We start from the raw sequence: 17,827 nt of genomic DNA, 5'->3' as shown, positions 1-17,827 counted from the left end.
GGGCGCCTGACGGCGCGTGAGGGGAAGGATCGGCCACTGACTGTCCACCATCTCAACGAGCTCCTGCTCATCTGCTCGCTCGTCCTGCTCATCGCCGTCGCGGCGGTGCGCGTCTCCTCCCGCAGCGGGCTCCCCAGCCTGCTCCTGTATCTCGGCATCGGGATCGCGATAGGGCAGGATGGGATCTTCGACGTCCAGTTCGACAACGCCGAGATGACCCAGGTCATCGGCTATGCCGCCTTGGTGGTGATCCTGGCCGAGGGCGGTCTGGGCACCAAGTGGAAGGAGATCCGCCCGGCGCTGCCGGCAGCCGTCGTGCTGTCGATCGTCGGTGTCGCGGTGAGCGTGGGGGTCACCGCGGCCGGTGCGCACTATCTGGTCGGGCTCGAATGGCGGCAGTCACTGATCATCGGCGCGGTGGTGTCCTCGACGGACGCCGCGGCCGTCTTCTCCGTCCTGCGCAGGGTTCCGCTGCCGTCCCGGATCACCGGCGTCCTGGAGGCCGAGTCGGGCTTCAACGACGCCCCGGTCGTCATCCTGGTCGTCGCCTTCTCCACGCCGGGCCCGGTGGACTCCTGGTATCTGCTCGTCGGCAAGATCGCCCTTGAGCTGGCGATCGGCGCCGGGATCGGGCTCGCGGTCGGCTGGCTCGGCTCCTGGGGCCTGCGGCACGTGGCGCTGCCCGCGTCCGGCCTCTACCCGATCGCGGTGATGGCGATCGCCGTCACCGCGTACGCGGCGGGCGCCATGGCCCACGGCTCAGGCTTCCTCGCCGTCTATCTGGCCTCGATGGTCCTCGGCAACGCCAAGCTGCCGCACTGGCCCGCCACCCGGGGCTTCGCGGACGGCCTCGGCTGGATCGCCCAGATCGGCATGTTCGTCCTGCTCGGCCTGCTGGTCACCCCGCACGAGCTGCCCGACGACTTCTGGACCGCCGTGATCATCGGCCTGGTCCTGACGATGGTGGCCCGGCCTCTTGCGGTGCTGCTCAGCCTGGCGCCGTTCAGGATGCCCTGGCAGGAGAAGGCCCTGATGTCCTGGGCGGGGCTGCGCGGCGCCGTGCCCATCATCCTGGCCACGATCCCGATGGTCTCGGGGATCGACGGCAGCGAGCGCGTCTTCAACATCGTCTTCGTCCTGGTCGTCGTCTACACCCTCGTCCAGGGCCCGACACTGCCCTGGCTCGCCCGCAAGCTGCGGATCTCGGACGCCGAGACGGCCGCCGACCTGGGCATCGAGTCGGCGCCCCTGGAGCGGCTGCGCGGCCATCTGCTGTCGGTGGCGATCCCGCCCGAGTCGCGGATGCACGGAGTCGAGGTGCACGAGCTGCGCCTGCCGCCAGGGGCGGCGGTCACCCTGGTCGTACGGGACGGGAAGAGCTTCGTACCAGGGCCGACGACCGTGCTGCGGCGCGGCGACGAGCTGCTCGTGGTGGCGACGGACCCGGTACGGGACGCGGCCGAGGTCCGGCTGCGGGCGGTCGGCCAGGGCGGAAAGCTGGCCGGGTGGCTGGGGACGGGCGGCACGGGCCCGCGCCGGTAGGGCCAGTAGGGCCCGGGAGATCCACCAGGGTGGCCAATCGTCGTCCCGCGTCCATCGAATCAGGGAACAGCCGGAAGAAGATCCGGTTAATCACAGGTGTGATCTCGGTCATCCGCGCCCTTTCAGAGGCGCGGAACCGGATCCCCCTGTAGCATGAAGGCACACCACTGATCGACCAACTCTGCCTGACGCAGAGCTGGCGCGACCGTATGGCGGTCGGAGGCTCTCGCAGCGAGCCCCGGCATCTACCGCAGTTCCGCGCAAGAGGACAGCTCTCGGCAACGCCCGTACTCACCCGTACCAGGGGCGCGCTACCAGGCGGCAGAAAGGCAAGGGCCGTGGCATCCACGGTCACTTCCGAGCGTCGCCCGGGCTACGGGCAGCTCCTGCGCACTCCCGGCGCACTCACGTTCCTCCTGCCCGGCTTCGCCGCCAGGCAGCCCTTCGCGATGCTCACCATCAGCATCGTGCTCCTCGTCCAGCACACCACCGGCTCGTACGGCAGCGCCGGTGCCGTGGCCGCCGTCACCGGCGTCTCCATGGCCCTCTTCGCGCCCCAGAGCGGCAAGCTCGCCGACCGCTTCGGCCAGCGCGCCGTCCTGCTCCCCGGCGTCCTCGTGCACTCCGCCTCGGGCTCCGTACTGATCGCGCTGGCGCTGGCCGGCGCCCCCCTGTGGGCGCTCTTCGTGGCCGCCGTCCCGACCGGCGCCTCGGTGCCGCAGATCGGTCCGATGGTCCGGGCCCGCTGGGCCGCCAAGCTCGACGGCTCACCCCTGATGCCGACGGCCGCGGCCTTCGAGTCGGTGACCGACGAGTTCACCTTCGTCATCGGCCCGGTGCTCGCGACCGCGCTGTGCACCGGCGTCCACCCGGCGGCCGGACTGATCACCGAAGCCGCGCTGACCCTGGTCGGCGGCCTGCTCTTCGCATCCCAGCACCGCACCCAGCCGCAGCCCAGCCGCGCCGACGGCCACGCGCGCGTGGAGCACGTCTCCGCGCTCTCCATCCCCGGCGTACGGGTCCTGGCCGTGTCCTTCCTCGGCATCGGCGCCGTCTTCGGCGGTATGCAGGTCTCGCTGACCGCGTTCTCCGAGGAGATCGGCAACCCCGGCGCCAACGGCCTGCTGTACGGGATCTTCGCCGCGGGCAACATGCTGGCGGGCATCGCGTGCGGCGCCATCGCCTGGAAGTCCGCTCCCCGGACGCGGCTGATCGCCGGATACACCGGCCTGACCCTGGCCGCCTCGGGCCTGTGGGCCATGCACTCCGCGGTGCTGCTCGGCGGCCTCGGGCTGATCGTCGGCCTCTGCATCGCCCCGGCGCTGATCACCGGCTACACGCTGGTCGAGTCGCTGGTCCCGGCCTCCGCCCGCACCGAGGCCTTCACCTGGCTGACCGGCGCGGTGGCGCTGGGCCAGGCCGCAGCGGTCACCGTGGCGGGCCGGCTGGCCGACACCCACGGCTCCAGCGCGGGCTTCCTGGTGCCCATGGCGGGCACCGCGCTGGCCCTGGCCACACTGCTCTCACTGCGCTCGCGACTCGCCCCGCGCTCCTCGGGACGGACCGTCGCCCGTAGTGGCGTCGGTCACCGAGTTCCCGTGACGGTGGACTGATCCAGCGGAATACGTCACTATGGACCGTCGTTAGCACTCATCGAGTGAGAGTGCCAGGAGGAAGACAAGTGCCGACCTACCAGTACCAGTGCACCGAGTGCGGCGAAGGCCTCGAGGCGGTGCAGAAGTTCACCGATGACGCCCTGACCGTCTGCCCGAACTGCGACGGACGCCTCAAGAAGGTCTTCTCGGCCGTCGGCATCGTCTTCAAGGGCTCCGGCTTCTACCGCAACGACAGCCGCGGCGCCTCGTCGAGCAGCACGCCCGCGTCCTCGGCCGCCAAGCCGTCGACGTCGAGCTCCGACTCGAAGCCGGCCCCCTCGACGTCCTCCTCGACGTCGAGCTCCACCAGTTCGTCGTCGGCCGCCTGACCCGGCCGCACACCCCGGACACACCCGGACCCCGCCGTCCTCGACGGCGGGGTCTTCGGCATGCCCGCACCCGTATGGGCCGCCGACCGCCCCGGCTAGGGTGCTGCGCATGACCAACGCGCGCACGGCCAACGCAGAGATCGGCGTCATCGGCGGCTCGGGCTTCTACTCGTTCCTGGAGGACGTGACCGAGATCCAGGTCGACACCCCGTACGGCAGCCCCAGCGACTCGCTGTTCCTGGGCGAGATCGCCGGGCGCCGGGTCGCCTTCCTGCCCCGGCACGGCCGCGGCCACCACCTCCCGCCGCACCGCATCAACTACCGCGCCAACCTGTGGGCCCTGCGCTCGGTGGGTGTGCGCCAGGTGCTCGGCCCGTGCGCGGTGGGCGGGCTGCGGCCCGAGTACGGACCGGGCACGCTGCTCGTACCGGACCAGCTGGTGGACCGTACGAAGTCGCGCGTCCAGACGTACTACGACGGCTACCCGCTTCCCGACGGCTCGGTCCCGAACGTCGTGCACGTGGCGCTGGCCGACCCGTACTGCCCCGAGGGCCGCAAGGTCGCGCTCGCGGCCGCGCGCGGTCGGAACTGGGAACCGGTGAACGGCGGCACGCTGGTCGTCATAGAGGGCCCGCGCTTCTCCACGCGCGCGGAGTCGCAGTGGCACGCGGCGATGGGCTGGTCGGTGGTGGGCATGACCGGACACCCCGAGGCGGTGCTCGCCCGCGAACTGGGGCTCTGCTACACGACGATGACCCTGGTCACCGACCTGGACGCGGGCGCGGAGACCGGTGAGGGCGTCTCCCACGAGGAGGTGCTGCGGGTCTTCGCGGCCAATGTGGACCGACTCCGCTCGGTGCTCTTCGACGCGGTGGCGGGCCTGCCGTCGGGCGACCGCGACTGCCTGTGCACGCGGGCACTGGACGGGTTGGATACGGGGATTCGGCTGCCGTAGGGCTGGCGCAGTGCTGCTGTAGGGCTGGCGCAGAAGGCTGTTGTCGGGGAGCTGCGGTCGAGGCCGAGGTCGGGACCGGCGTCGGGACCGGGGCCTCATCACCCGCGCCGGGCGGCGGAGTTGACCACAACCGATGACCCCATCTTCCCGGGCGGGTGACGGAGTTGTCCACAACCGGGGAGTAATCCACAGGGCTGGGCGGGAAGTTGGCGGGGCGGGGATCGTGAGGAGCGTTCGAGCAGCACCCGCTCCTCACGATCGGTGGTGACCCACCATGTCCTGGTCCTCTCCTCTGCCCTCCTCGACGCCTTCCCCCGCGCCCTCTCCCCTGCCTTCCCCGGCCCCCGAGCCGATCGGCGTCCCCGTCTTCCCCCCGCTGCGGGTGCGCGGGAGCCGGCACCGGCTGCGGCGTGCGGTGCGGCGCCGACGGCGTGCGATGGCGGCCGGGCTCGCGGTGGCGGCGGCCGCGCTCGCGGCGGTGGGCGCCCGGGCCCCGGGGCGTACGGATCCAGGGCAGGCGGGCCCCCGCGCCGTCGCGGCGGCAACTGCGGGCGCCCAGCAGCGGAACGCGGCGCCCCCGCCCGCCCGCAAGGCCGTCGACGTGGTGTCCGCGCCGGTCCGGATCGCGGACGCGGAGACCGTGCGGCTGCTGCGGCCCGGCGACCGGGTCGATGTGATCGCGGCGCCCGACTCGCCCTCGGGCGGCGCGGGCGCGGCGCGCCTGGTGGCCTCGGGTGCACGGGTGACCGATGTGCCCCGGCCGCGCGGGCCCTCCTCCGACGAGGGGGCCCTGGTCGTCCTGTCCGTCCCCCGCGCCACCGCGACGACGCTCGCGGGTGCCGGTGCGGCCTCCCGACTGGTGGTGACCTTTGCCGAATAGCACTGGCTTCCTGTCAAGTCGCCTGTTCGCGTACGCGGATTGCACAGCGCGACCATGCGCTGACGTAGGTTGCGGAACGGTTTGCTCCACCCCCTGCACCTGCGAAGAGAGGCTCACTCGTGACCGACGAGAAGAAGAGCGACGGCCTGCTGGTGGGCTTCAAGGCCTTCCTGCTGCGCGGCAATGTGATCGACCTGGCCGTCGCGGTGGTCATCGGCGCCGCGTTCACCGGCGTGGTGAACTCGGTCGTGAAGGGCATCATCAACCCGCTGGTCGGCGCGTTCGGGACGAAGGACCTCAACAGCTACAGCTCGTGCCTGAAGGGCCCGTGCGGGTTCGATCCCAAGACGGGCGAAGCGGTCTCCGGCATCCCGATCATGTGGGGCCTGGTCCTCAGCGCGGTGCTGACCTTCCTCATCACGGCGGCCGTCGTGTACTTCCTGATGGTCCTGCCGATGGCCAAGTACCTGGCCAAGCGGGCCCAGCGGGACCGGGCGAAGCAAGGCGTCGAGGAGACCCTGGAGGTAAGCGAGCTGGAAGTGCTCAAGGAGATCCGCGACGCCCTGGTCTCCCAGCGCGGCTCGGGGCACAGCGCGCCGTAGCGCACGGCCCCGGGACGGGCCGCCGTCAGATTCAGATGTGGTGCGGCGGCTTCTCGTCGAGGAAGCGTGCGAGATCGGCCGTGCTGCCGGTGGCGGGGGCCCGCTCACCCCACCCGCGGTCCGTGTCGTCCGAGGACTGCTGGTCCAGCGGATCGTCGAAGACCAGCGCGGGCCTGGGCTTCTGGTCGGACGCGGGCTTCGCATCGCGCGGTCCGGGGGCGGGGGCGGTACTCATACCTCCAGGGTACGGCGAGGCGACGGCCGATGCGGCGACGGCCTGGGGGCTCGCCCCTACTCACGTCAGCCGTCCTCCCCGTCACCGGTCCTTCGGGTCGAGCAGCCAGAGGCCGAGGACCACGAGGAACGACAGGCCGAGGAATCCCGTGCCCCACCAGGCGGTTCCGGTATGGCCCTTCATCCACTCGTTGACGATCACCGACAACCCCCAGAGCTGGCCGACGACCACGGTGACAGCCAGGGCGAGGCGGGCCGTCAGCTTCGAGGACCGCTCCGGCTCCTGCTCGGTGCCCGCGCCGGGACCCGGGCCGGTGCGGCGGGTCCGGGGATCGCCGTATCCGCTGGTGGCGCGGATCTGGGGGTACCGGTCCCGTACGGGACGGTTGAGACGGGGCTGGGTGCTGCCGGCGGTGTACGGGGGCGGGGCGGGCACCGTGGCGTCGCCGCTCCCGCCCGGGCCGGTGTCGGCGCTCACGTCCGCTCGCTCCTCTCGGTCTGGGTCCGCGTTCCCGGGCAGCCGATCCTGGCCGCCATGTCCGGGCGCTGCTCGCCGAACTGCCGGCACATGGCGGCCTTGACGCTCTCGCCGGAGCGGGTAGTGGCCACCGCCCAGACGCTGCCGTCGATCTCCTCCACGAGGAGCACCTTCGGCAGCGGGCGGGGCGGCGGTCCGGCGGTGACCTCACCGGTGCGGGCGTCGAAGACGCCTTCGTGGCAGGGGCAGTACAGCTCGCCCTCGTTGCCCCGGTCCTCGCGCCACAGCACCGCGCAGGCCAGATGCGTACAGACGGCGGAGTAGCCGACGAGGGTGCCGTCCCTGAGGCGGACGCCGACCGCCCGGTCGTCCTCCCCAGGGAAGCGGAAGGCGATGGAGTCGCCTGGGCGGAGCCGGTCGGCGACGCGCGTGGCCTTGGGGGCGTCCGCGCTGTCCCCGTGCCGGTGGAGCACGCCTCCGGCGACGGCCACGCCGCCGACGGCGAGCCCGCCGGAGACGGTGGTGACGATCCGCAGATAGTCGCGGCGGGTGGTGAGCGAGTCGGCGGCGACGCGGTCGCGCAACGCCTCCTGAGCGGGGTCGGGCCAGGGGGTCGAGCCCGGTCCGTCCTCGCCGGGGGCGCCGAGCCCCCTGGCGGCACCGGTGCCACCGGAACCTCCGGGTCCGCTCGGGTCACCGGCCGCCGGGGGCTGTTCGGCCGTGCTCATCGGACCGTCCTTCCGTTCACCTCGACGATCGGGAGGCCACCGGGGACCGGCCACTGGACCTTGTCCGCGGGGACGACCATCGCCACTCCGGTGGACACGACGACATCGCCGAACGTGAAGGAGTCGGCGACCTGGACGCCGGGGCGTTCGGCGCGGAGCTCTTCGACGGTTCCGTAGAAGAGGGCTCCGGTGGGGCAGACCGTGGCGCACATGGGGGCGAGGCCGTAGGCGGTGCGGTCGTAGCAGAGGTTGCACTTCATCTGCAGCTTCGCCTGGAGGTCGATCTTCGGTACGCCGAAGGGGCAGGCGTTGACGCAGTTGGCGCAGCCGATGCAGCGGGTGGTGTCGGCCTGCTGCACCACACCGTCGGCGGTCACCAGGATCGCGTCGGCGGGGCACACCTCGGCGCAGGGGGCGACCGGGTCCTCGCAGTGCATACAGACCGTGGGAAGGGAGGCGACCGAGTGCCCCGCGTCGGGGTAGTCGAGATGGATCATGGATTCGCCCCGGTGCGAATCGCACTCGCGGCAGGCCGAGACACAGGCCTGGCAGCCGATGCACCGCCCCGGGTCGATGAAGATCGTTCTGCCCATCACGGCGGGCGTCAGCTCCTATCGGCGGTACCGCGCCCCTGCGGGGACGTGGGCGGCAGGGGGTCGGTGCGGGAGACCTGGGCCGCCGGATGGGCCACGTGGCCGGGCGCGGCCGGGGGCGCGGGGACCTCGGCGACCCGGTCACCGGCCTCGATGCGGCAGGCACAGACCTTGTACTCGGGAATCTTGGAACGGGGGTCGAGAGCGTCGATGGTCAGCGCGTTGGCGGACGTGGGAACCGGCCAGTGGTACGGGATGAAGACGGTGTCGGGGCGGATGGCCTCGGTGACCAGGGCGGGGAAGACCGTGCTGCCGCGCCGGGTGACGACGCGGACCGGCTCGCCGTTGCGGAAGCCGTGCGAGGGGTGGATCTCCACCCAGGGGCGCGGGGTCTGCTCGACGAGGGCGTCGAGCCTGCGCGTCTGGTTGCCGGAGAGGTAGTGCGCCACGGTCCGGCCGGTGGTGAGGGAGAGGGGGTGTTCGTCGTCGTACGGGTCCATCGGCGGGTGCCATTCGACGACCTGCATATGGACCTTGCCGTCGGGGTGCGAGGTCCGCCCGTCCTCGAAGAGGCGGGGAGTGCCGGGATGGTCGGTGGAGGGGCAGGGCCAGGCGATGCCGCCGGTCTCCTCCAGGCGCTCGTAGGTGATGCCGTAGTAGTCGTTGACCGTTCCGGCGGAGGCGACGCGCAGCTCGTCGAACACCTCGCGGGAGCCGGGGAAGGCGAACTTGTCGCCCGCGCCCAGGCGTTGGGCGAGCTGGCAGATCACCCAGGTGTCGGTGCGGACCCCGGCGGGTGGTTCCTGGGCCTTGTTGTGCTTGACGACCCGGGCCTCGGCGTTGGCCATCACGCCTTCGTCCTCGGCCCAGGTGGTGACGGGGAAGACCACGTGCGCGTTGGCCGCGGTCTCGGACAGGAAGAAGTCGAATTGAGCGTGGAATTCGAGGGTGTCGTAGCCGTCCTTGACGGTCGAGTAGTTCGGGAGGGAGACGAAGGGGTTGTTGCAGATGCCGATCAGGCCGCGGATCTCCTGGCGGCGCATCTGATGGACCATCTCCATCATCGAGGTTCCGGCGGGCGGGAGTCCGGACTCCTCGATGCCCCAGATCTCGCAGATCTGCCGGCGGTGCTCGGCGTTCATGATGGAGCGCCCGCCCGGCAGCAGGTCGGCCTTCTGGCCGTGCTCGCGGCCGCCCTGGCCGTTGCCCTGGCCGGTGATGGTGCCGTAGCCGGCGCCGGGCTTGCCGAGGTTGCCGGTGGCGACGCAGAGGTTGATCACGGAGAGGCAGTTCTCGACGCCCTGCGAGTGGTGCTCGATGCCCCGGGCGTGCCAGGCCATGGCTTTCGGGGCGCGGGCGAAGGTGCGGGCCACCTCGACGATCTGGGAGGCCGGGACCCCGCAGATCTCGGCGGCCCGCTCGGGGGGATACTCGGCGACCTTGTCCCGGACCTCCTCCCAGCCCGTGGTGTGGGCGCCGATGTAGGCCTCGTCGTCGAGCTCCTCCTTGATGACCACGTGGAGGAGCGCGTTGAAGAACGCCGAGTCGGTGCCGGGCTTGAGGGCGACGTGGATGTCGGCGGTGCGGGCGATCGCCGTCTCGCGCGGGTCGATCACGATCAGCGAGGCGCCCCGGTCGCGCGCACCCCATACGTACTGGGTCATGACGGGGAAGCACTCGCCGACGTTGGACCCGGCGATGAGCAGGCAGTCGGTGAGGAGGATGTCGGAGAAGGGGTTGGCGGCCCGGTCGATGCCGAAGGCGAGCTTGTTGGCGCCGGCCGCGGAGACCATGCACAGCCGGCCGTTGTAGTCGACGTGCCGCGACTTGAGCGCGACGCGGGCGAACTTGCCGACCAGATAGGTCTTCTCGGAGAAGAGGCTGGCCCCGCCGAGCAGCCCGAAGGCGTCGTTGCCGTGGGCGGCCTGGATACGGCGGATTTCGTCGGCCGTGTGGTCCAGCGCCTCCTCCCAGGAGACCTCCCGGAAGGGCTCGTCGCGGGAGCGGCGCAGCAGCGGGGCGGTGAGCCGGTCGGGGTGGTTGACCTGCTGGTACGCGTTGATGCCCTTGGGGCACAGGCGCATCCGGTTGATGTCGTGGTTGCGGGGTTCGACGCCGAAGACCTTCCCGCCCTTGTCGACGCGGAGATACATCCCGCACTGCACTCCGCAGAAGCAGCAGTGGGTGGGTACGAGGGTCTCGCCGTCCTGGTCGGCGCGCCACCGGTCGGCCGGGATGCCGCCCGCGTCACGGAAGTTGCGGGTGCCGGGCGGGGCGAGGGAGGGGTCCAGCGGGAGCCGGTTCACTTGTAGCCCTTCTTGACGTGCGCCAGGTAGGCGGTGCCGCGCAGCACCCGCTTGCAGCGCGGGCAGTACTCGGCCCAGGCGTCGAAGCCGAGGTCCAGGTCGCGCATGGTCCCCCGCAGGTTCTCGACGTAGGGGGCGGTGTCGACGGGCCGGCCGCAGCGGCGGCAGTGGAAGATCTGCTCGTCCTGGCGGGCGGTGTACTTGAACAGCTGCATCCCGACGGCGGCCGGCCGCTGGACGATGTGGAAGAACTTCCCGAACGGGATGTAGATCAGGGTCAGCACCACCGACACCATGTGCAGCACCGCCAGGAACTCGTAGCCCCCACCGTGCAGGAAGATCGACGAGAAGGTGAGGAGGAGGCCGGTCACGGAGATGACGATCAGCAGGATCAGCGGAACCAGGTCGTAGGCGAACCGCTGGCCGGTGATCGCGCCACGGTCCTTCATCCGGCGCCACAGGAAGTACGAGGCGCCGGGGATGACCAGGACGGCGGCGACGTCCAGACCGTGGAACATCAGCCAGCCCAGGACGTTCAGCGAGTCGAAGCCGAGGATCTTCACGCCCCAGATCCGCATCTCGTAACCGGGTCCGGAACCGGTCGACGAGGTGAAGGTGAACCAGCCCCAGGTGAGGGGGAAGGTGATCGCGGCGGCCAGCAGACAGCCCCAGAAGATCAGCTGGTGGGCGGCCCAGCGGGCGTGCGAGCGGGCGCCCAGGAACTTCTGGAGGCCGAGGTAGGTGGCGGCCATCTTGGGCAGGGCGGTCGGCGCCCGGCGGAAGTTGGCGGCGGAGAACAGGCTGCGCCATCCCTGTCTGAAGAGGCGGCGGGCGCCCGGGGAGGAGATCCAGACGGTGTAGCGGTGCGCGACGCCGAAGGCGAGGAAGACGGTGGCGCAGGCGTACGGCAGGAGGGCGGAGTCGAAGTCCTTCAGCCGACGGCTGCCGAAGACGATGGCGAGGATCAGCAGGAGGGAGAGGGCGGTACCGGCGGCGGTCGCGCGAAGCGCGACCGCGGGCTTCGCTGCGGGAGGCTCGGTCACCCGGCCACCGTAGGTGCATCTGACCGGTTATCACCTGTTTTGAGGGCGGCGGGGTGAAGCCTTCAGTCAGATGGCAGCCGACGGCGCCAGGCGGCGCCGAGTAATCGTCAGACCGTGCGCAGACCGTGGGCGGCGAAGACCGCACAGGGCGGCGGCGACCTCGTCCGGGGACGGGAACGGGGACGGGAACGGGAACGGCGACGGCGACGGCGTGTCGTGCAGGGTGAAGGGCATGCCTGGCGGCGCATCCGCCAGGTCGTACCGATCGGCGGCCGTCTCCTCACCCGCCGGGCGGCCGCTGTTGTCATGCGAGGGCCCGGGCCGTCTGGTCTCCTGTCCCCCATGCCCCGCATGACCGCACGCAGCCGCCACGAGGAACACCGGGCGGCGACGCCCCTGGAACTCTTCTTCGACCTCTGTTTCGTCGTCGCCGTCGCCCAGGCCGGCTCCCGGCTCGTCCACTCGCTCGCCGAGGGGCACCTCGGCACCGGGCTCGCCGGCTATCTGGCCGTCTTCTTCGCCATCTGGTGGGCCTGGATGAACTTCACCTGGTTCGCCTCGGCGTACGACAGCGACGACGTGCTCTACCGGGTCGTCACCCTCGTACAGATCACCGGCGTCCTCATCCTCGCCGCCGGGGTGCCGCGCGCCTTCGACGACAGCGACTTCACCGTCTGCGTCGTCGGCTACATCGTGATGCGGCTCGCCCTGACCAGCCAGTGGCTGCGCGCGGCGCGCAACGCGGCGGACCCGGCCGAGCGGCGGATGGCGCTGCTGTACGCCGCCGGGTTCGCCGCGTGCCAGCTCGGCTGGATCGGGATGCTCTTCGTGCCGGCCGGCACCACCCGCTCCTGGGTGTTCGTGGTGCTTGCCGCCGCCGAGCTGTCCGTACCGGTGCTCGCCGAGCGCACCGCCCAGAGCACCTGGCACGCGCACCACATCGCCGAGCGGTACGGCCTGTTCACCCTGATCGTGCTCGGCGAGACGGTCGCCGCCGCCACCGTCGCCGTACAGGAGGCGCTGGACGAGCACGAGGCGCTGGGCGAGCTGCTGCCGCTGGCGGGCGGCGGACTGCTGATCGTCTTCGCCGCCTGGTGGATCTACTTCGCCGTGCCGATCGCCGGGCACCTCACCTCGAACAGCCAGGCGTTCGCCTGGGGGTACGGACACTTCGTCATCCTCGGTTCGGCCGCCGCCATCGGGGCCGGGATGGAGGTGGCGGTCGAGCAGGCCGTCGGCAAGGCGCACATCTCCACGGCGGCGGCCTCGGCCGCCGTCACCGTGCCGGCCGCGCTGTTCATGTTCACCGTCTGGGCCCTGCACTCGCGCCACTTCAAGCGGACCCTCGCCCAGCAGCTGATCCTGCCCGTCTCGGCGGTGGCGACCCTGGCCTGCACCTTCGCCGGGCACGGCGCCGTCCCCGCCGCCGGTCTGGTGGCCGCCGCCACGGTGGCTGTCGGCGTGACCCTGAGCGGCCGTAGTGTCGAGGGTCATGACTGACCATCAGAAGGCCCGGTCGCAGAGCGCCGGTTCGATCACCGATGTGCCCGGCTTCCTCGTCGGGCACGCCCGCGTCCCCGGCGAGCGCGCCCTGAGCGGGACGACCGTCGTCCTCGCCCCGGCCCCCGGCGCCGTCGCCGCCGTCGACGTACGCGGCGGCGGGCCCGGCACCCGGGAGACCGACGCCCTCGACCCGCGCAACGTCGTCGAGCGGATCGACGCGGTGGTGCTGACGGGCGGCAGCGCATACGGGCTCGACGCGGCGGGCGGGGTCATGGCCTGGCTGGAGGAGCGGGGGCGCGGCGTGCGGGTGGGGCCCGAGCCGCACCAGGTCGTGCCGGTCGTCCCGGCCGCCTGCGTCTTCGACCTCGGGCGCGGCGGGGACTGGGACGCCCGCCCGGACGCGGCCACCGGCCGGGCCGCCGTCGAGGCGGCGGCCGCCGAGGTCGCCCAGGGCAGCGTCGGCGCCGGGACCGGGGCGGTCGCGGGCGGCCTCAAGGGCGGGGTCGGCACGGCGAGCGTGACCCTGCCCTCCGGCGCCACCGTCGGCGCGCTGGTCGTCGTCAACTCCGTGGGGTCGGTGTTCGACCCGGATACCGGCGCGCTGTACGGGCTGCGGGGGCGCGTCGCGTACCCCGGACCGGATGTCCACGAGGCGGCCTCGAAGCGGCTCGGCGAGACCCGTGCCGCCTCCGGGCTGCCGCCCCTGAACACCACGCTCGCGGTCGTCGCCACCGACGCGCCGCTCACCGGGCCGCAGGCGCAGAAGCTCGCGGGCACCTCGCACGACGGTCTGGCCCGGGCGATCCGGCCGGTGCATCTGATGCACGACGGCGACACCGTCTTCGCCCTCGCCACCGGCGGCGGCGATCTCCTGTCGCCGGTCGACCTCAACTTCGTGCTGGCGGCGGGCGCGGACGCGGTGGCCCGGGCGATCACCGAGGCCGTGCTCGCCGCCGACGGGGTGGAGGGGCCCGGTGGGACATTCCCGTCTTACCGTGACTTGTACGGGAGTTGAGCCGGCGGACCCGCCTCGATGTGCTGTGAGTCACAGGACGTGCCCGCAACCATTCTGCCCATATGGGTGCTCTGTGCACGTACTGGAGTAAGGCCCGCACAGATGGAGCAGCCCGTGACCTCGCCCGAGACCGCCGCGCAGCCGCAGTACCGCACCCCGCAGCAACTGCGCACCCGGCGGCGGGCGTTCGCCGCCGCGTCGGCGCTGCTGCTCGGCGCCCTGACCCTGACCGCCTGCGGCGGTAGCGCGTCGGGCTCCGACAAGGGCAAGGGCGAAGGCAAGGGCGGCGACGCGGCCGCCGCCCAGGAGGCCTCCTCGCTGAAGATCACCATCTCGGCGAAGGACGGCTCGGCCAACGCCAGCATCAACGGCACCACCGTCACCGCCCAGGGCGGCAAGCTCAGCCAGGTGACCCTGACCGAGGCCCAGACCGGCAAGGCGGTGGCCGGCGCCCTCGCCGGCGACGGGCTGTCCTGGAAGCCCGCCGGGAAGCTGGAGCGCGGCACCCAGTACAAGATCATGGCGACCGGCAAGGACGACAAGGGGCGGCCCGCGACCGAGAACGCGGCCTTCACCACGGTCACTTCGAAGAACAGCTTCATCGGCACCTACACGCCGGACAACGGCGCGACCGTCGGTGTCGGCATGCCGGTCTCGTTCACCTTCGACAAGTCGATCACCGACAAGAAGGCCGTCCAGTCGCACATCACGGTCAGCTCCAGCAGCGGCCAGCAGGTGGTCGGCCACTGGTTCGGCACCCAGCGCCTCGACTTCCGGCCGCAGGACTACTGGAAGGCCGGGTCCAAGGTGACGATGAAGATCGCCCTGGACGGGGTGCAGGGCGCGAGCGGCGTGTACGGCGTGCAGTCCAAGACGGTCACCTTCACCATCGGCCGCAACCAGGTCTCCACCGTCGACGCCAAGACCCAGACGATGACTGTGCAGCAGGACGGCAGGACCGTGAAGACGATCCCGGTCTCGACGGGCAGCGCCGAACACAGCACGTACAACGGGCAGATGGTGATCTCCGAGAAGTTCACCGAGACGCGGATGAACGGCGCGACGGTCAACTTCGGCGGCGAGTACGACATCAAGGACGTGCCGCACGCGATGCGCCTGTCCAGCTCGGGGACCTTCCTCCACGGCAACTACTGGTACAAGGGCAACCCGTTCGGCAACGCGGGAACCAGCCACGGCTGTGTGGGACTCCGGGACGTCCGGGGCGCCCAGGGAGACACCCCCGCCAAGTGGTTCTTCGATCACTCGCTGATCGGTGACGTGGTGACGGTCAAGGGCTCGCCGGACAAGACGATCGCCCCCGACAACGGCCTGAACGGCTGGAACATGTCGTGGACCGAATGGCAGGCGGGCAGCGCCGGCTGACCGTCCGTCGGAGCGCGGCCCGGCGCACCGCCCCGGGCCGCCTTCCCGTCCGCTGCGAGCCGTTCCAAGCCTATGAGAATGTTTCGGCCATGCCCGCTGCGCGAAGCGCACGCAGGGGCTACGTTGAGCACCCTCTACGTGACGAACAGCTACGGCGGGGAGACGCCTTGGTGCCCAACGAGTGCGAGTACGAGACGGCCGAGGAGCACCTCGCCGGCCTGCTCGGCCGCGCGCTGAACTCGTTCGACCTGCCGGACGAGCTGGTCGAGAGCCTCGACTCGGCCCTCGCGTACACCACTTCGCTGCACTCCTCACTGCACGCCTCGGGCGGCCCCGGCCGCCCCCGGCTCAGCCGCGAGACCTACCGCCACACCTATCTCCTCCTCGACGGCGCCACGGTCACCCTCTGGGAGGTCGTGCACGGCCGGGGCAACGAGGTGTACGCGGACGAGGAGAGCGCTCTGGTGGCCGCGGCCCGGCTGCGCGAGCGGGTCCTGCCGGACCTCGCGCCCGCGTTCGCGGAGGACGGCCTGGACCCGTGCCTGACCGGTCTGGAGGCCCTCAGCGAGCTGACGCCGGTGGAACGGGCCGGGACGAGCAGGACGTACGAGGCGGAGGGCTCGGCCGACCACGCGCGGCGGCTGCTGCGCCGCGCCGAGAACCCGGACCGGCCCGGCGAGAGCGTGGCCCGCGCACTGCGCGGAGCCCTCGCCCACCGCATCACCCGGGCCCTGGGCGGAGCGGGCGGGCGCGGCGGGGCCATCCTGTACGAGCACGCGTTCCTGCTCCTCGACGGCGTCGAGCTGAGCCTGTGGGAGGTCGAGCACACGGCGACGCCGGACGGCAGCCACATGTGCGAGGTGTACGCGGCGGAGGAGTCGGCGCGGGCGGCGATGCAGCGCCGCACACGGGTCTCCTGACCCGTCCATCTCCCGACACTCGCCTCCCGTACGGCATACAAAAACGCCGGGCGGGGTGGGGGCTCTCCTTGAGGAGGCCTCCACCCCGCCCGGCGTCGTTCCACGGCCGCCGCGTCACGGGGTGAGCGCGGGCTCCTTGGTGACGTCGTCGGACGGGACCTCGTCCGCCCCGCCCTCCAGGTGCTGCTTCGGCTTGGCCGGGAGCAGGAACATCCCGACGAAGATCACGATGCAGACCGCCGTCACGACCCACAGCGAGCGCTGGAAGGCGTCCGAGAAGGCCGGGCCGATCTCGGTGAGCCGCAGGTCGTCGCCGATCGAGCCGAAGAAGACGACCGAGACCAGGCCGAGACCCAGCGCGTTGCCCATCTGCTGCACGGTGTTGATCAGGCCGGACGCCGAACCCGCGTGCTCCTGCGGGACCTCGGAGAGGACCGCGTCGGTGAGGGGGGCGACGATCAGGCCCATGCCGATGCCGAGCACCACCAGCGGCAGCGCCATCTGCCAGGGGGCGATGTCCATCCCGTAGTGGCGCGCCTCCCAGATGTAGACCAGGAAGCCGAGGGCGGTGATCAGGGCGCCCGCCTGGAGCACCTTGCGGCCGAACCTCGGCACCAGCGACTGGACGGACATGCCCGCCGCGGCCGACATGGCGATGGAGAACGGGATACCGGTCAGACCGGCGCGCAGCGCGCTCCAGCCCAGGCCGATCTGCATGTACAGCGTCCAGACCAGGAAGAAGATGCCCATCGCGATGCCGAAGGTCATCTGCACCGCGATGCCCGCCGCGAAGCTCTTCACACGGAACAGCGAGAGCTCCACCAGGGGCGAGCCGTCCTTGGCCGCCTTGTACCTCTCGTACACCACGAGCGCGCCGAAGACGACCAGGCTGCCGATCATCGAGAGGTGGCCCCACAGCGGCCAGCCCAGCTCACGGCCGCGGGTCAGCGGGTAGAGCAGCATCAGCAGGCCGAGGGTGACGAGCGCGACGCCCACGAGGTCGAGCTTGAGGGCCTTGGGCGCCTTGGACTCGGAGATGAACTTGGCGCCGAGGATCAGGCCCGCGATGCCGACCGGCAGGTTGATCAGGAAGATCGGACGCCACTCCAGGCCGAACAGGTTCCACTCGGTCAGCAGCGCGCCCAGGATCGGGCCGGAGACCGCGCCCAGGCCGATGACCGCGCCGAACATGCCGAACACCTTGCCGCGCTCCTCCGCCGGGAAGGTCGCGTGGATGATCGAGAGCACCTGCGGCACCATCAGAGAAGCCATGCCGCCCTGCAGGATGCGGGAGGCGACCAGCATCTCCGGGTTGGCCGCGAAGCCGCAGAGCGCCGAGGCGATGGTGAAGCCGGTCATGCCTATGAGGAAGAGCCGCTTGCGGCCGTGGATGTCGCCGAGGCGGCCACCGGTGATCAGACCGGCGGCGAAGGCCAGGGCGTAACCCGCGGTGATCCACTGGATCGAGGCGAAGGTCGCCCCGGTGTCCTTCTGGATCGAGGGAATCGCTACGTTGACGATGGTGACGTCGACCAGGTCCATGAAGGCCGCGGTCATCACGATGGCCAGGGCGAACCACCGTCGGCGGTCGTTCGCGGCGGCCGCCGTGCCGGGGCCCGCGGCTTCTGGGGGATTGGTCGTGGTGGAGGTCATGGAAAGAA

General features: G+C 71.4%; 17 protein-coding genes. 10 read left to right on the top strand and 7 right to left on the bottom strand.

The annotated features are described in order from the left end of the window. Positions 1-6 precede the first annotated feature (6 nt). From ACZ499_RS03860 to ACZ499_RS03835, 6 genes are all read left to right on the top strand, one after another. Complete coding sequence (locus tag ACZ499_RS03860; protein ID WP_468672098.1) at positions 7-1,542, top strand: potassium/proton antiporter; 1,536 nt, start codon at positions 7-9, stop codon at positions 1,540-1,542. A 338-nt stretch (positions 1,543-1,880) separates the two neighbouring features. Continuing rightward, on the top strand, positions 1,881-3,155 hold the full coding sequence (locus tag ACZ499_RS03855; RefSeq protein ID WP_468409850.1) for an MFS transporter: 1,275 nt from the start codon (positions 1,881-1,883) through the stop codon (positions 3,153-3,155). Positions 3,156-3,223: 68 nt separating this feature from the next. Further along, positions 3,224-3,526: an FmdB family zinc ribbon protein gene (locus tag ACZ499_RS03850; protein ID WP_468409848.1), complete on the top strand. Its 303-nt coding sequence runs from the start codon at positions 3,224-3,226 to the stop codon at positions 3,524-3,526. A 109-nt stretch (positions 3,527-3,635) separates the two neighbouring features. Further along, entirely contained in the window at positions 3,636-4,481 is an 846-nt protein-coding gene (locus ACZ499_RS03845) for an S-methyl-5'-thioadenosine phosphorylase (protein ID WP_468671899.1), read from the top strand. Between the two features lie 274 nt (positions 4,482-4,755). Then, positions 4,756-5,361, top strand: coding sequence for a hypothetical protein (locus ACZ499_RS03840; RefSeq protein WP_468671897.1), 606 nt, complete (start codon positions 4,756-4,758; stop codon positions 5,359-5,361). A gap of 119 nt (positions 5,362-5,480) precedes the next feature. Further along, entirely contained in the window at positions 5,481-5,963 is a 483-nt protein-coding gene (locus ACZ499_RS03835; RefSeq protein WP_468671895.1) for a large conductance mechanosensitive channel protein MscL, read from the top strand. Between the two features lie 31 nt (positions 5,964-5,994). Here ACZ499_RS03835 and ACZ499_RS03830 read toward each other — a convergent pair whose 3' ends face one another. The 6 genes from ACZ499_RS03830 to ACZ499_RS03805 form a co-directional block, all read right to left on the bottom strand. After that, positions 5,995-6,198: a hypothetical protein gene (locus ACZ499_RS03830; RefSeq protein WP_385545654.1), complete on the bottom strand. Its 204-nt coding sequence runs from the start codon at positions 6,196-6,198 to the stop codon at positions 5,995-5,997. 81 nt (positions 6,199-6,279) lie between these two features. Next, on the bottom strand, positions 6,280-6,675 hold the full coding sequence (locus tag ACZ499_RS03825; RefSeq protein ID WP_468409840.1) for a hypothetical protein: 396 nt from the start codon (positions 6,673-6,675) through the stop codon (positions 6,280-6,282). Continuing rightward, positions 6,672-7,403: a QcrA and Rieske domain-containing protein gene (locus ACZ499_RS03820; RefSeq protein ID WP_468671893.1), complete on the bottom strand. Its 732-nt coding sequence runs from the start codon at positions 7,401-7,403 to the stop codon at positions 6,672-6,674. Before ACZ499_RS03820 ends, ACZ499_RS03825 begins: the two co-directional genes overlap by 4 nt. Beyond that, positions 7,400-7,999 carry a 4Fe-4S dicluster domain-containing protein gene (locus ACZ499_RS03815; RefSeq protein WP_468671891.1) on the bottom strand — a complete coding sequence of 200 codons (600 nt, stop codon included), beginning with the start codon at positions 7,997-7,999 and terminating at the stop codon, positions 7,400-7,402. The genes ACZ499_RS03820 and ACZ499_RS03815 overlap by 4 nt, the downstream gene beginning before the upstream one ends. 8 nt (positions 8,000-8,007) lie before the next feature. After that, positions 8,008-10,302, bottom strand: a complete 2,295-nt coding sequence (locus ACZ499_RS03810; RefSeq protein ID WP_468671889.1) for a molybdopterin oxidoreductase family protein — start codon at positions 10,300-10,302, stop codon at positions 8,008-8,010. Beyond that, entirely contained in the window at positions 10,299-11,345 is a 1,047-nt protein-coding gene (locus ACZ499_RS03805; RefSeq protein WP_468671887.1) for an MFS transporter, read from the bottom strand. The genes ACZ499_RS03810 and ACZ499_RS03805 overlap by 4 nt, the downstream gene beginning before the upstream one ends. 342 nt (positions 11,346-11,687) lie before the next feature. Here ACZ499_RS03805 and ACZ499_RS03800 point away from each other — a divergent pair, with 342 nt between their 5' ends. The 4 genes from ACZ499_RS03800 to ACZ499_RS03785 all read left to right on the top strand — a co-directional run bounded on the left by ACZ499_RS03800 (position 11,688) and on the right by ACZ499_RS03785 (position 16,166). After that, on the top strand, positions 11,688-12,845 hold the full coding sequence (locus ACZ499_RS03800; protein WP_468671886.1) for a low temperature requirement protein A: 1,158 nt from the start codon (positions 11,688-11,690) through the stop codon (positions 12,843-12,845). Beyond that, positions 12,838-13,863: a P1 family peptidase gene (locus tag ACZ499_RS03795; protein ID WP_468671883.1), complete on the top strand. Its 1,026-nt coding sequence runs from the start codon at positions 12,838-12,840 to the stop codon at positions 13,861-13,863. The genes ACZ499_RS03800 and ACZ499_RS03795 overlap by 8 nt, the downstream gene beginning before the upstream one ends. A 102-nt stretch (positions 13,864-13,965) precedes the next feature. Then, positions 13,966-15,246: a L,D-transpeptidase gene (locus ACZ499_RS03790; RefSeq protein ID WP_468671881.1), complete on the top strand. Its 1,281-nt coding sequence runs from the start codon at positions 13,966-13,968 to the stop codon at positions 15,244-15,246. Between the two features lie 170 nt (positions 15,247-15,416). Continuing rightward, the gene (locus tag ACZ499_RS03785; protein WP_468671879.1) at positions 15,417-16,166 is read left to right on the top strand and encodes a DUF6227 family protein; all 750 of its coding nucleotides are present in this window, start codon (positions 15,417-15,419) and stop codon (positions 16,164-16,166) included. A 114-nt stretch (positions 16,167-16,280) separates the two neighbouring features. Here the strand turns inward: ACZ499_RS03785 and ACZ499_RS03780 are convergent, their stop codons facing one another. Beyond that, positions 16,281-17,819, bottom strand: a complete 1,539-nt coding sequence (locus ACZ499_RS03780) for an MFS transporter (RefSeq protein WP_468671877.1) — start codon at positions 17,817-17,819, stop codon at positions 16,281-16,283. Positions 17,820-17,827 lie beyond the last annotated feature (8 nt).

The organism is Streptomyces sp. NPDC031265 (assembly GCF_055570295.1).
Note: the sequence above shows the minus strand (reverse complement) of the source record. Positions and strands in the feature narration are given on the sequence as shown.